Here is a 12180-nt window from a genome sequence, read left to right as displayed (position 1 = left end):
GCTGCCGGCGCACCGGACAAACCGTTACCGCCAGTTGAACCCCGTTGGCTTATAGTGCGGAGTGCCCATTCGACGAGGAGAGCGCTCATGAAACTGCAGGCCAGCGGTCCGTTCGAAGTGAAGCTGAATCCGGAATCCCTGAGCGCCGTCGCGGAAAGCAGCGGGCTCGGCCGCATGTCGCTCGACAAGCAATTGCACGGCGACCTGGAAGCCGTCAGCCACGGCGAGATGCTCGCGTTTCGAAGCAGTGTCCAGGGCTCTGCCGGCTACGTGGCGATGGAAACCGTCCAGGGTGCGCTCGGCGGGCGCAACGGCAGCTTCGTCCTGCAGCACAGCTCCACCATGACGCGCGGGCAGCCGCAGCAGTCGATCACCGTCGTGCCCGATTCCGGGACGGGCGAATTGCTGGGGCTTTCCGGTTCGATGATCATCCACATCGACAACGGCCGGCATTCGTACAGCTTCGACTATGAATTGCCTGACGCGGCGCAGTAAGCCGCTCACGGCGGCGGCGCCCAACCCGGGACGGTGACACGGCCCGGCGTTACACGACGGCCCCGTCACGCAGACGGAACTGCGCGACCGCCGCGCTCAGTCGCGCGCCCTGTTCGTCGAGCGACAGCGCCGCGGCGGCCGCCTCCTCGACCAGCGCGGCATTGCGTTGCATCGTCTGCTCCATCTGGATCACTGCGGCGTTCACCTGCTCGATGCCCGACGATTGCTCCTCGAAGGCCTGGCTGGTTTCGCTCATGATCGCGTTGACACGCTCGACCGCGGCGACGAGCTCGGCCATCGCCGAGCCGGCCAGCGCGACGAGACCGCTGCCGTCTTCGACGCGCCGCGCGGAATTGCCGATCAGGTCGCGGATTTCCTTCGCCGCCGAGGCACAGCGCTGCGCGAGGCCGCGAACCTCCGTCGCGACGACCGCGAAACCGCGCCCCTGCTCGCCCGCGCGTGCGGCTTCGACTGCCGCGTTCAACGCGAGGATGTTCGTCTGGAACGCAATGCTTTCGATCACGCCGACGATGCCGGAGATGCGGGCGGAGCTGGTCGAAATCTCGGACATCGTCTCGACCACGCGCTGCATCGCGTCGCCGCCGCGCGCCGCAATGCCGGCCGCGCCTTCGACGTACGTACGCGCATCGCGCGCGTTGTCCGCATTCTGGCGCACGGCCGCCGTCAGTTGCTCGACGCTCGCGGCCGCCTGCTGCAGCGACACGGCCTGCTGCTCGGTCCGCGCGGACAGGTCGACGTTGCCGCTCGCGATCGTGCGTACGTCGCCGACGATCGTCTCGGTGCTCGCCCGCACCTGGCTCACGGTATCGACGAGGCCGTCCTGCATCCGCCTCAACGCATTCAGCAGATAGGCCATTTCGTTTTCACCCGGGATGACGACGGTTCCGGTCAGGTCGCCTTTCGAGATTTTTTCGAACTGGCCGACCGCGAGATTGATCGGCTCGATGATCGCCTTCGCGAGCACGCGCTGCGCGACGAAGCCGACGACAAGCGCCAGCGCCGCGACCGCCCCCATCCCCCATACGATCCGGTGGAAATGCACGCCGGCCGTATCGTAGCGGGCCTTCTGACGCGTGACCTGGAACGATTCGAGCGCGTCGATCGCCGCCTGGTAGGCGGCGAACAACGCAGGCGGCGCGGTGCGTTGCGTGTCGAGGAAGTTGAATCCATCGTCGCCGTCCAGTTGCGACAGCGCCTTCAGGAACACGCGGTCAAGCAGCGCGCGACGACGGCTCTGCAGCGTGTCGAACAGCGCCTGTTCGTCCGCGTCGCGCGCATGCAGGCGCGCGTAGGCGTCCAGTTCGTCGTTGCTCTGCTTGATGAGTGTGTGGAGCTGCGCGACTTCGTCCTTCGCGGACTGGCCCGCACTGATGACCTGCGCGACGTCGCTCATGCGTTCGCGCAGCACGAGCATCCGCTCGGAGCTGGTTTTCAGGTGCAGCAGCGACGCGGTGTCGTCGCGGTACATCGCCTCGAGCGAACCGTTGCCCAGATAGAGGGCGGCGATGCATGCGCCGACCACCAGCACGAGCAGCACGGTATAGCCGGCGATGGTCGCAACGAGTCCACCACGGATTGTGAGTTGTTTTCGCATGACGTTCCCTTGGGCTGGCCACGCACGGCCAGCGGCGGATTTGGATGCCGGATCACGAACGATGCGCGCCGTGTCGCAACACGCGGCGCGGGGGCTGCGAACGGGTTAACGGCAGCGGGAACGGGCAGGTTTTACCTGCACGCGACGCGAATCTTGACGATTGCGACAGATGGGGGGAGAAGCAGCGCGGCTACCCGCCGTCGCCGAGCCTGGCGCGAATCTCGTCGGCCGACAGGTCGCGCTGGTGCGTGGCGATCTGCCAAACGTTTCCCCACGCATCCTTGACCATCGCCCGCCTGTCGCCGTACGGCATGTCGGCGGGCGCTTCCAGTGAAAGCGCTTGCGCCGCAATCGCGCGCCGATAGGTCGAATCGGTATCCTCGACATACACGTATAAAAACGCCGGCATCGGATCGCGCAGGCCGGCGCCGCCGCTGATCATCACGACGGAATCGCCGATCCGGATCTCGGCAGGCAAGCCGGCCCGGAATTCGCCCTGTGCGTGAAACACCGTGCGGATGAAGGCGATCAGGTTTTCCGGATCCGGCACGACGATGCGGGGCGTGACGGTATGCCATCCATCGGGCTGGAATGGGGCCATGGTGTGCGACCTCCGACGAGATTTCCGAATGGATTCTCCTCCGTGGAAGACAGCCTGGAAAGGGGCGTGCGGCCTCACGCCCCGGTTTCGTAAAACAGACCGTATTCACCCTTCGTCCGCCGGATTCGCGCGAAACCGGCCTCTCCCAGATGCATGCCGGCAATCATCAGCCCATCCGTGCTGATCCAGTCCAGCAACCGCGATCGCGTGGCCGCTGCCCGGGACGCATCCTGATCGAATGCAATCGATACGTCCGGCCGTTTGATCTGGACGTGCGGAAAATGCACGATATCGCCCCACACCAGCAGGCCCTGATCGCCGGATTCGATGACATACCCGGTGTGCCCGTCGGTGTGTCCCGGTAACGGCATCGCGCGGATCCCCGGCAGCACGTCCCCTTCATCGAACGTCCGGAGCACGTCGCGGTAGCCGTCGAATGCCTGACGCGCGATCAGGAAGTTGCCGCGTGCCCGCTCGCTGGCACGGCTCAGATTTCCGTCGTCCCGCCAGAATTCGACCTCCCGTCGATGCGCAACCAGCTCCGCATTCGGAAACGCCACGTGCCCGGCGGCATCCACCAGCCCGCCGACATGGTCGGGATGGGCGTGTGTCAGCAGGATGGTGTCGATCGCCGCAGGTTCGATGCCGGCAAGCCGTAAATTGTCCCGCAGGCGGCCGCCCCATTGCTTGATGCCGCCGGCCCCGGCATCGATGAGCATGGTGCGGCCCTTGCCGCGCACCACGTAGCAGTTGATATGCACTGCAGAGGGTTCGTTCTGCCCTGCATCGTGCTGCATCCTGGAAGCCTCGGATGCGTCGATATTCGACAGGAAGTCGAGGCTGGCCGTGAGGTAGCCGTCGCTTATCGCGGTGATCGTGAAATCCCCGACTTGCTGACCGGGAAAGGTAACGGTGGACACAGTGCGTCTCCTGGCCGGCTAGTTCCGGGCGTGAATGTTCGGCGCGGCATGGCCGAAGCAACGGATGCGCGCCGTCAGGCCCGTGCGGCGGGCGATGGCGTGATCCAGCGCTTCCATGAACGCGTTCATGACCGCAGGCGGGCGAAACGACTCCGCACGATACTGGACTTCCGCGAAAACGGGATGCCCGTGTCCGTGCCGGACGCTCACATAAATGATGTGGACGTTCCCGAGGTCTGCCTGAAGAACATCCGTACAGAGTTCGATGCAGTCGCCGGACAGCCCCGCGAAGTGCTCGTCGGACGGCATGCGTTCCGCATCAATATGGAAAGTCACGTTGGGCATCGCGCCCCTCCTTTGTCAGTTGCTCCGTCATCGGTGCATAAAGGTAAAGGTCTGCCGGCGCGTTCTCGACGAGCCGGGCGTCACGCCGCGGCAGCACGGCGAGCCAACGGTGCGCCGGAACCTGCTCCAGCGCAACGGCCTGCATGGCCAGCGGGTTCAGGCCCATCCCGATCAGCGGATCGGGCCCGCTTGCACTCAGCACGAGAAGTTCGTCGGCCGCGACCGCCGGCGCAAGACCGATATCGCTGTAGAGATTGCGGTGCCAGTCGGTGATGTGCTGCTGCCACCGTGCGAAATTGCCGCCGCCTTTCTGGCGATATTCATCCCCGGTCAGCACGTCGGGACCGTCGACCGTGTGGACGGCCAGATAAACGGGGCAGCCGTCGCCGATCGATTTGAAACGCTGCGACGTATGAAAGCCCGTCACCGAGATGAGGGCCGGCAGCTTTTCAAGGCTGTAGAAGTCGTTCCATTCGGCTTCGCTGCCGGGGTCGGCGAAGCTGCATTCCACGGTGTAGATCATCGGATTGTCCTTCGTGACGGATGAGCATCCTGCTCCGTGAACCTGGATGTTCAGTGCAGTGACGTAATGCTAATCTGCTGCTTCCCGCGTATATATCGACTTAAAGTCAGCCTTCAGTGATATTTTCTCAAGCTGATGTCGAACGCGCCCCAACCCGCGAGACCCCCGATGCGACGCAAGATCCCGAGCAATTCCGCGCTCCTGGCCTTCGAGGCGGCTGCCCGGCACGGCAGCTTCGCCCGTGCCGCCGACGAGCTGGCACGCACCGAAGGCGCCGTCAGCCGCCAGATCGGCCGGCTGGAGGCGTTTCTGGGTGTGACGCTGTTCGAGCGCGTCGGGAACCGGGTGCGGCTTGCCCCCAACGGCACCCGATACGCGGTGCAGGTGCGCGAGATTCTGGATCGGCTGGAACGGGACAGCCTGTATCTCATGGGGCAGCCCGTCGAAGGCGCGAGTATCGACATCGCCGCGATTCCGACCTTCGCCACCCGCTGGCTGATCCCCCGGCTGAAGCGCTTTCAGGATCGGCATCCGAACATCACCGTGCATATCGCCGAGCGGATGGAACCCTTCCTCCTGGCCGGCAGCGGTTTCGACGCGGCCATTCATTTCGAGCATCCGGCATGGACCGGCATGCATCTCCACCGCCTGCTGGAGGAAGTGCTGGTGCCCGTCTGCAGCCCGGTGCTCCTCGAGGGCGTTGGCGCGAACCCGTCGCTGGATGAATTGCCGCGCCTTCACCGGCGGCAGAATCCGGACGCGTGGCAGAGCTATGCGCAGGAGACCGGCATCGTGCTCACCAATTCGGCCGTCGGCCCGCGTTACGATCTCCATTCGATGCTGATCGAGGCGGCGCTGGCCGGCCTGGGGGTGGCGCTGGTGCCGCGCCTTTACATCGGGACGGAGCTGGAACAAGGTCGTCTGGTCGCGCCCTGGCCCGACGGCAAAGCGGTGACCAAGAACTTCTGCCTCGTGCTCCCCGAGCCGATCGAATTGAGCGCGGGGCCTGCACAGGCGTTTGCGGAATGGGTGCTTGGCGAGGCGCGCGGGTCGGCGCCTTGATGCCTCGCCGGGTGGTCGTTGCAGGACAACCGGGCGTCCGGAAGCATGGCGATGGCGATTCTCGCCCATGTCGCCACTGCGGCAGCCCTTCATTCGGGAAGTCCTTTACACATGATGCAGACAGACATCGAAGCCCCGGGGCCGGGCGGCCCCCTGAGCGGCACGCTGTTATCTCCGGCCGCGGGCGATGTGCCCGTGGTGCTGATCGTGCCGGGATCGGGCCTGACCGACCGGAACGGCAACAATCCATACGGCATTCAGGCATCGACCTACCGGATGCTTGCCGAAGGATTGCTCGCCAACGGTATCGCGTCGGTTCGAATCGACAAGCGCGGCATGTACGGTAGCGCGTCGGCGATAGCGGATGCGAATGACGTCACGATCGACGACTATGCGGCGGACGTCCGCTCGTGGGTGACGGCCATCCGGACGCAGACCGGTGCGTCCTGCGTCTGGGTGCTGGGGCATAGCGAGGGTGGCTGGGTCGCGTTGTCGGCGGCACGGCAAGCCGTCGACATCTGCGGTTTGATCCTGGTGTCTTCGGCAGGACGGCCGCTCGGGCAAGTATTGACGCAGCAACTGCAGTCGAACCCCGCGAATGCCCCTGTTCTCGGCAACGCCATGTCGATACTCGAATCGCTCGAAGCCGGAAAGACGGTGGATGCGGCCCGGATCGACCCGGCGCTGATGCCGTTGTTCAGGCCGCAGGTTCAGCGGTTTCTGATGAGCGAATTGGCCGTCGATCCGGTGGCGCTCCTGGCGGGTTGTACGAAGCCGGTGCTGATCGTTCAGGGCGCGCGGGATATTCAGGTCGGGCTGCAGGATGCGCAACTTTTAAAGGACGCAAATCCACGCGCGCGGCTGGCGGTTATCGCTCATGCCAATCATGTGCTCAAGACCGTGCATACGGAGGCTCGGGACGAAAACCTTGCCGCGTATTCGGACCCGAGCCTTCCTCTGGCAGACGGTGTGGTGGAGGCTATTTCGGTGTTCGTTCGGGAATCGGCTGCGGGTCGGGATGCTTGCCACGCGCCTTCGGAACGGGAAAACGAGCGATGACCGACCTGATTCGATTCCAGGTTCGGCCGGTGTGTTGATGTCCACGCAGAACTGACCCACCTGAGGCAGTAATTTTCATCGAATTTTGACCCACGTGATTGAATGCCCTGCTCAATCTTTGAGCAGGGGATACAGAGGTGATCACGGTGGGCATATTGGCCAAGATCAGGCGGATGTATTTCCGCGAGAAGGTCCCGCTGCGCGAGATTGCTAGGCGCACGGGCCTGTCCCGGAACACGGTGCGCAGCTGGCTTCGGCAAACGGATGCCGTTGAGCCGAAGTACCCGAAGCGCGTCAGCCCGAGCGTCGTCGACGAGTGGGCCGCGCAGCTGACGGGCTGGCTGCGGGCGGACAGCCATCGCCCGAAGCGTGACCGGCGCACGGCGCGGTTCATGTTCGAGGCCATCCGCGGCGAGGGCTACGCCGGCAGCTACGGCCGCGTCAGCGCCTTCGTGAGACGCTGGCACGAGGAGCAGGCTGAAGCCCCGCGCAGGAAGGCCTATGTACCGTTGGCCTTCGAACCCGGCGAAGCATTCCAGTTTGACTGGAGCTGCGAATACGCCTTCATCGGCGGGTTGCGGCGACGCCTGGAGGTCGCCCACGTCAAGCTCAATGCCAGCCGGGCGTTCTGGCTGGTCGCCTATCCGACCCAGAGTCACGAGATGCTGTTCGATGCGCACGCCCGCGCATTCGCCGCGTTTGGCGGCGTTCCGCGCCGCGGCATCTACGACAACATGAAGACCGCCGTGGACAAGGTCGGCCGCGGCAAGGAGCGCGCGGTCAACGCCCGCTTCGAGGCAATGTGCGGCCATTACCTGTTCGAGCCGGAATTCTGCAACCGTGCCGCCGGCTGGGAGAAGGGCATCGTTGAGAAGAACGTGCAGGACCGGCGCCGCCAGATCTGGCACGAGGCCGCGCTACGACGCTGGGAAACGCTGGAGCTTCTGAACGAATGGGTCGCGGGCCAGTGTCGTCAGGCCTGGCAGATGCGGCACCCGCAGTGGCCCGAGCTGACGGTCGAGGACGTGCTGCAGGACGAGCGCACCAGGCTGATGCCCAATCCACGCCCGTTCGACGGCTATGTCGAGCAGACGCTGCGGGTGTCGTCGACCAGCCTCATCCACTTCCAGCGCAACCGCTACAGCGTGCCCACCGAGTACACGAACCAGCTGGTGAGCGTGCGCTGCTATCCGGCATATCTCAGCGTCGTCGCCGACGCCCAGGAGATCGCACGCCACGAACGCAGCTTCGAGCGGCACATGACCTTCTACGACTGGCGCCATTACATCACGCTGGTCGAACGCAAACCCGGCGCGTTGCGCAACGGTGCTCCGTTCGTCACGATGCCACAGCCGCTGCAGCAGTTGCAGCGGCACCTACTGAAGCACCCGGGAGGTGATCGCATCATGACGCAGGTGCTCGCCGCGGTGCGCGAACACGGACTCGATGCCGTGCTGCTTGCTGTGCAGGCAGCGCTGGACTCGGGACGCCCTAGTGGGGAGCACGTTCTGAACGTGCTGAGCCGGTTGAAGGCACCCACCACGAGCACCAACCTCGCGACGACGAAACTCCAGCTTACCGAAGAGCCGGCCGCCGACGTGAGCCGCTACGAAACCCTGCGTGCCAACCCACCGGAGGACCGTCATGTCTAACGACATCGCCGCCCAGCTCAAGGGGCTCAAACTGCATGGCATGGCGAGCACCTGGCCAGAGTTGCTGGCGCAGTCGCGTCACACGGAGTTCGACCCGGAGCGCTTCATGAAGCAGTTGCTGATGGCTGAGACGGCGGAGCGACAGGTGCGCTCGATCGCCTATCAGATGACCGCCGCTCGCTTCCCAGCTCACCGCGACCTGAAGGGCTTCGACTTCGCGCAGGCGCACGTCGACGAAGCGCTGGTTCGAGAACTCAGTGACCTGTCGTTCCTCGCAAGCGCACACAACGTCGTGTTCATCGGTGGCCCCGGCACTGGCAAAACGCACCTCGCCTCAGCGATCGGAATTGAGGCCGTGCAGCGCCATGGCAAGCGCGTGCGCTACTTCTCGACCGTCGAGCTGACCAACGCACTGGAGCAGGAGAAGTCCATCGGCAAACAAGGCCAGATCGCCCATAAGCTAATGTACGTCGACCTGGTGATCCTCGACGAACTGGGCTACCTGCCGTTCAGCCAGACCGGTGGCGCATTGCTGTTCCACTTGCTCTCGAAGCTGTATGAACACACGAGTGTCGCGATCACCACCAACCTCAGCTTCGGTGAGTGGGCGACCGTGTTCGGGGACGCAAAGATGACGACGGCGCTGCTGGACCGCGTCACCCATCACTGCCACATCGTCGAAACGGGCAATGAATCCTGGCGCTTCAAGTCCAGTTCTGCCAAGGCGAAGGCAACCAGAAAAAGAGCAGCAAAAGCAGCAGGCAGTGAGGAGTTATCCACACCGGAATAGATGTACTACGCTGTCTCGGGGTGGGTCAGATTTAGATGAAAACGGTGGGTCAAGATTCGGTGGAAATCAACAGCCGGTGTATCACGGGAGCGAGCTGCTGGTCGAGATACTCGAAGACCATCGTGCCGCCGGCTTTCCCAACGTCGCTGCGATCCTGAAAAGCGCGCTGCATTCCGTTCAGGTCCCTCATCCTGACGGCCTCGATAACCCGCGGGTCGCGTGGTCTCAGGACCGCTATTTCAGCTATTGGACGTATGCTCGCGGCGACTATGAAATCGACGACGATATCTGGGGATTATTCGTCACGGCTTCCGTCAACAACTCGCCCATCGTCGCGGACATCGAGCGGGCGCTTCTGTTGACGGGGAAGTTCGTGAAGGAGGAAGTCGACTTCGGGAAGTTCGCGTGACGCCGAAGGATTCGAAGAAGATTGAATCACAACGGGGCGTGACGGCTCTCGGTAGTCTGCGACGCGTGCTTCGGGTCGACTGAGCTGCCTGGATCCGGCGGCAAGAGGTCATGAGCCGTCAGTCGACACTCGGGTTGATCGAGTTCGCCGAGGGTATGGACGGCAGCGTTGGGTTGCGGATTCAACCCGTCGATGCCGAACGTCGCCTTCGCGCCGAAGCGTATCGTTCGATGCCCGTCACGGACGGAACTGCATCGACAGGCGCAAGCATTGAATTCAGGCCTCGTCCGAAACAGCGGCCGTCTTATCGTGGAGTAGTATTCCCCCATATCCAGGCTATTGCTCGGACTGTACGGCGCACAGCCAACCCTTTGACCAGGGCGGCAAGCTCGTCAAAGGGTTGGCGAACTGCTTCGACGATAGGTGTGGCGGCGTCGGCCGTGACGACGGCATCGATGGGAATGCATCATGTCAACCGAGTGGAAACACCGCGTCAGACTGTTCATCCAGCGTTTCTGGCAGCCGACCAGTGCGTGCATGACCTGCATGCCGGGGAGCTGGGGCAATATCATGAGCCTTGCCCACTGGACTATTGCACTTCATACAGGTCTGCTTACTGGACTCCTGGCTGTGCTTTTGACTTTCACGCCTGCGGCGAAACTCTACGCGCATCGATACGGCAATGCGCTGGTCGTGGGCGTCCTGACAACGTTGGGCGACGCCTACTCGCACGCGAGTCACTATCGTCTCCCCTATGTCGAGCACATCGTGACCGGTGCAATTTCAGGTCTCCTGACGCTGGTGGCCTCCTATCTCCTCGAAGATCGCGCGCGACGCCTTCGGGCCGTATGGGCTCGGGTTTTCGGATAGCTTGCCCGCAGACTTTCCGAATCCGCCGGCTCAAACGGAAAGAGGCTCCCCAATGTGGCGATGCTGCATGACCGGGAGACAGTGCATGGACAACAAGAGCTCGCGACAGTTACATGCCCCTGCGTCAGGGCGCGGCCAGGAGCGGACACTCGATGACACCATTTGGATCGTCGACGATCACTTCATGCGCCACCGGAAAATCCTCACGACCGCTTCGCGTCCCCCGCTACTGCAGAGCTTTACATTGATTGATGAACCCCGCGATCACGCCCGTAAGCTCCTGAGGCCGTTCGAGGGACGGCAAATGTGCGGTTCCTGATACCTGATGGAACGTCCCGCGGGATACGTTTGCCGCGACGTAACGACTTCGCTCCTGAATTCCGGGGAGGTCCAGATCCCCACACATTACCAGCGTCGGTACAAATAGCTCCCTCAACCGTGCGTAAGCGATCGGTGCATCAGTGTTCGTGCCCGTCGGCGGCAAACCGAGAGCGGCAACGTTCATCTCGTCAAACAGTTTGCGAGCTTCACCCGTCACACGCCCCTCAGGTTGAAACGGACCATCAAGCCAGAGCCTGGTTCGAATTGTGACGGCCTCGTCAATATCTCTCCTCGCTTCTGCCGCCGCCAAACGGGTGATCAGATCTTCAACCCGCGCTGCATGAGTCATTTTTGGCGCACCTGTCACACTCGGCGCGACAAGAACGAGTCCGCGAACATACGACGGATACCGAAGAGCTGCGTCGAGAGCGATGCCTCCACCCTGAGAGCAGGCAACGACTATCGCAGGAGATCCACCTGCCACCAATTGGAGAACGGCGATCAAATCTTCAACGGCAGAGTGGTCCTCTGCCGCGGCAACCGTTTCGCCAAATCCGCGTCGGTCATAGGCGATAGCTTGGTTGCTTTCGCCGATTGCGTGCATCTGCTGGCTCCACATCCTGCGATCCGCGACCCGGGCGTGCAGAAATACAATCGGTTCCCCGCTTCCGAACACTTCCGTTGCGAGCTTGGCACGACCTGAAGCGACCAGGATGCTTTTCATCGCGAACCGCCGTATGTGTGAGAACGTGCATGGTACACGCTGCGCGGACTTGAAGCCCGCGCTGCCGAATGGTCGCTTTACGGGAAACCGGGAGACTAAAAGGGATCAGAGGTCGCCGCTCGCAGACGTCGGCCGCCGGTCAACCACGGCCGGCTACATCGGGCGGCAGCCGGCCACAAACGGCCGTTCGACACAGCTTTTTAGATCGTCGACAATCGGTGCAGATAAGGTAAGGGCTTAGCCTTTAGCGGTTACCGTCGATCAGATCGTTCAGCAGCGCATCGAACGCGGCCTGTGCGTCTTCAAGTTCCTGCAGGGCGGCATCGAAGGTTTGCAGCGCGAACGGCGAAGGCTCGCCGCTGCCTTGCGGCGGAAATTGCTTCTGCATCGAGGCGAACGTACTCTGCACGCGCAGCGTGGCGGCCACCATGCGCTCCATCGCCTGGGTTTCTTCGGCTCGGGCCTGTTCCGGATTCATTCCTCTCTCCTTGGATGGTTTTCTTGAAGACCGGATCGTACACGCCGTGTCCGTTCTTGCCGCCCTTGGCAGAACGACTCCGTTGAAGGTTCCAACGGTACGCTGCGCGAGAAGCGATTTAATCGGGAATGATTCCGCAGTCGCGCCGAGGCCAAGATACTCATCGAAAGTGGCTACAAAATCCCGCTGCAGGTCACAACGATTGGCCGCTTTGGATGAATCTGAAGGGCCGTTCAGGGTCGGCAGCAGTCACTCACTTGCGCCAACAACAGACGACAGGCGGTCCGAAACCGGCCGAAGCAACGAGCGACAGCAT

14 protein-coding genes are annotated in these 12180 nt (G+C 63.1%); 7 read left to right on the top strand and 7 right to left on the bottom strand.

Features of this window, described 5'->3' with window-relative positions; translation table 11 throughout:
• Window positions 1-87: 87 nt before the first annotated feature.
• Entirely contained in the window at window positions 88-495 is a 408-nt protein-coding gene (locus tag ACWMMN_RS33320) for a DUF3224 domain-containing protein (protein WP_486424365.1), read from the top strand.
• Window positions 496-544: 49 nt separating this feature from the next.
• On the opposite strand, the gene ACWMMN_RS33315 is transcribed toward ACWMMN_RS33320, so the two are convergent.
• The 5 genes from ACWMMN_RS33315 to ACWMMN_RS33295 form a co-directional block, all read right to left on the bottom strand.
• Complete coding sequence (locus ACWMMN_RS33315) at window positions 545-2110, bottom strand: methyl-accepting chemotaxis protein (RefSeq protein ID WP_486424364.1); 1566 nt, start codon at window positions 2108-2110, stop codon at window positions 545-547.
• Between the two features lie 190 nt (window positions 2111-2300).
• Window positions 2301-2789 (bottom strand): VOC family protein, encoded by a 489-nt coding sequence (locus ACWMMN_RS33310; protein WP_226196065.1) that lies wholly within the window; start codon window positions 2787-2789, stop codon window positions 2301-2303.
• A complete protein-coding gene (locus ACWMMN_RS33305) occupies window positions 2786-3631 on the bottom strand; it encodes an MBL fold metallo-hydrolase (protein ID WP_059241276.1) in 846 nt (281 codons plus the stop codon). Before ACWMMN_RS33305 ends, ACWMMN_RS33310 begins: the two co-directional genes overlap by 4 nt.
• Window positions 3632-3649: 18 nt before the next feature.
• Window positions 3650-3976 (bottom strand): hypothetical protein, encoded by a 327-nt coding sequence (locus tag ACWMMN_RS33300; RefSeq protein ID WP_340625869.1) that lies wholly within the window; start codon window positions 3974-3976, stop codon window positions 3650-3652.
• Window positions 3951-4499: a hypothetical protein gene (locus ACWMMN_RS33295; protein WP_059241274.1), complete on the bottom strand. Its 549-nt coding sequence runs from the start codon at window positions 4497-4499 to the stop codon at window positions 3951-3953. The genes ACWMMN_RS33300 and ACWMMN_RS33295 overlap by 26 nt, the downstream gene beginning before the upstream one ends.
• Before the next feature lie 168 nt (window positions 4500-4667).
• On the opposite strand from ACWMMN_RS33295, the gene ACWMMN_RS33290 reads away from it, so the two are divergent.
• From ACWMMN_RS33290 to ACWMMN_RS33265, 6 genes are all read left to right on the top strand, one after another.
• On the top strand, window positions 4668-5561 hold the full coding sequence (locus ACWMMN_RS33290; protein ID WP_486424363.1) for a LysR substrate-binding domain-containing protein: 894 nt from the start codon (window positions 4668-4670) through the stop codon (window positions 5559-5561).
• Window positions 5562-5672: 111 nt separating this feature from the next.
• Complete coding sequence (locus ACWMMN_RS33285) at window positions 5673-6620, top strand: alpha/beta hydrolase (protein WP_486424483.1); 948 nt, start codon at window positions 5673-5675, stop codon at window positions 6618-6620.
• A gap of 173 nt (window positions 6621-6793) precedes the next feature.
• Entirely contained in the window at window positions 6794-8272 is a 1479-nt protein-coding gene (gene istA, locus ACWMMN_RS33280; RefSeq protein WP_233621336.1) for an IS21 family transposase, read from the top strand.
• Entirely contained in the window at window positions 8265-9062 is a 798-nt protein-coding gene (gene istB, locus ACWMMN_RS33275) for an IS21-like element helper ATPase IstB (protein ID WP_175223704.1), read from the top strand. The genes istA and istB overlap by 8 nt, the downstream gene beginning before the upstream one ends.
• Window positions 9063-9138: 76 nt before the next feature.
• On the top strand, window positions 9139-9471 hold the full coding sequence (locus ACWMMN_RS33270; RefSeq protein WP_486424362.1) for a hypothetical protein: 333 nt from the start codon (window positions 9139-9141) through the stop codon (window positions 9469-9471).
• A gap of 468 nt (window positions 9472-9939) precedes the next feature.
• On the top strand, window positions 9940-10341 hold the full coding sequence (locus ACWMMN_RS33265) for a hypothetical protein (protein WP_059241272.1): 402 nt from the start codon (window positions 9940-9942) through the stop codon (window positions 10339-10341).
• Window positions 10342-10567: 226 nt separating this feature from the next.
• Here the strand turns inward: ACWMMN_RS33265 and ACWMMN_RS33260 are convergent, their stop codons facing one another.
• Window positions 10568-11386 carry an alpha/beta fold hydrolase gene (locus tag ACWMMN_RS33260; RefSeq protein ID WP_342706236.1) on the bottom strand — a complete coding sequence of 273 codons (819 nt, stop codon included), beginning with the start codon at window positions 11384-11386 and terminating at the stop codon, window positions 10568-10570.
• 244 nt (window positions 11387-11630) lie between these two features.
• The gene (locus ACWMMN_RS33255; RefSeq protein ID WP_011549124.1) at window positions 11631-11864 is read right to left on the bottom strand and encodes a hypothetical protein; all 234 of its coding nucleotides are present in this window, start codon (window positions 11862-11864) and stop codon (window positions 11631-11633) included.
• Window positions 11865-12180: the final 316 nt, after the last annotated feature.

It is taken from the genome of Burkholderia cepacia complex sp. TUM26381 (genome assembly GCF_057439935.1).
Note: the sequence above shows the minus strand (reverse complement) of the source record. Positions and strands in the feature narration are given on the sequence as shown.

Bases quoted from the DNA above. Each gene is read 5' to 3' on its own strand.
- ACWMMN_RS33315 (WP_486424364.1), bottom strand. From the start codon at position 2,110: ATGCGAAAACAACTCACAATCCGTGGTGGACTCGTTGCGACCATCGCC.
- ACWMMN_RS33265 (WP_059241272.1), top strand. From the start codon at position 9,940: ATGTCAACCGAGTGGAAACACCGCGTCAGACTGTTCATCCAGCGTTTC.
- ACWMMN_RS33300 (WP_340625869.1), bottom strand. From the start codon at position 3,976: ATGCCCAACGTGACTTTCCATATTGATGCGGAACGCATGCCGTCCGAC.
- ACWMMN_RS33320 (WP_486424365.1), top strand. From the start codon at position 88: ATGAAACTGCAGGCCAGCGGTCCGTTCGAAGTGAAGCTGAATCCGGAA.
- ACWMMN_RS33285 (WP_486424483.1), top strand. From the start codon at position 5,673: ATGATGCAGACAGACATCGAAGCCCCGGGGCCGGGCGGCCCCCTGAGC.
- ACWMMN_RS33260 (WP_342706236.1), bottom strand. From the start codon at position 11,386: ATGAAAAGCATCCTGGTCGCTTCAGGTCGTGCCAAGCTCGCAACGGAA.
- ACWMMN_RS33255 (WP_011549124.1), bottom strand. From the start codon at position 11,864: ATGAATCCGGAACAGGCCCGAGCCGAAGAAACCCAGGCGATGGAGCGC.
- istB (WP_175223704.1), top strand. From the start codon at position 8,265: ATGTCTAACGACATCGCCGCCCAGCTCAAGGGGCTCAAACTGCATGGC.
- ACWMMN_RS33295 (WP_059241274.1), bottom strand. From the start codon at position 4,499: ATGATCTACACCGTGGAATGCAGCTTCGCCGACCCCGGCAGCGAAGCC.
- istA (WP_233621336.1), top strand. From the start codon at position 6,794: ATGTATTTCCGCGAGAAGGTCCCGCTGCGCGAGATTGCTAGGCGCACG.
- ACWMMN_RS33290 (WP_486424363.1), top strand. From the start codon at position 4,668: ATGCGACGCAAGATCCCGAGCAATTCCGCGCTCCTGGCCTTCGAGGCG.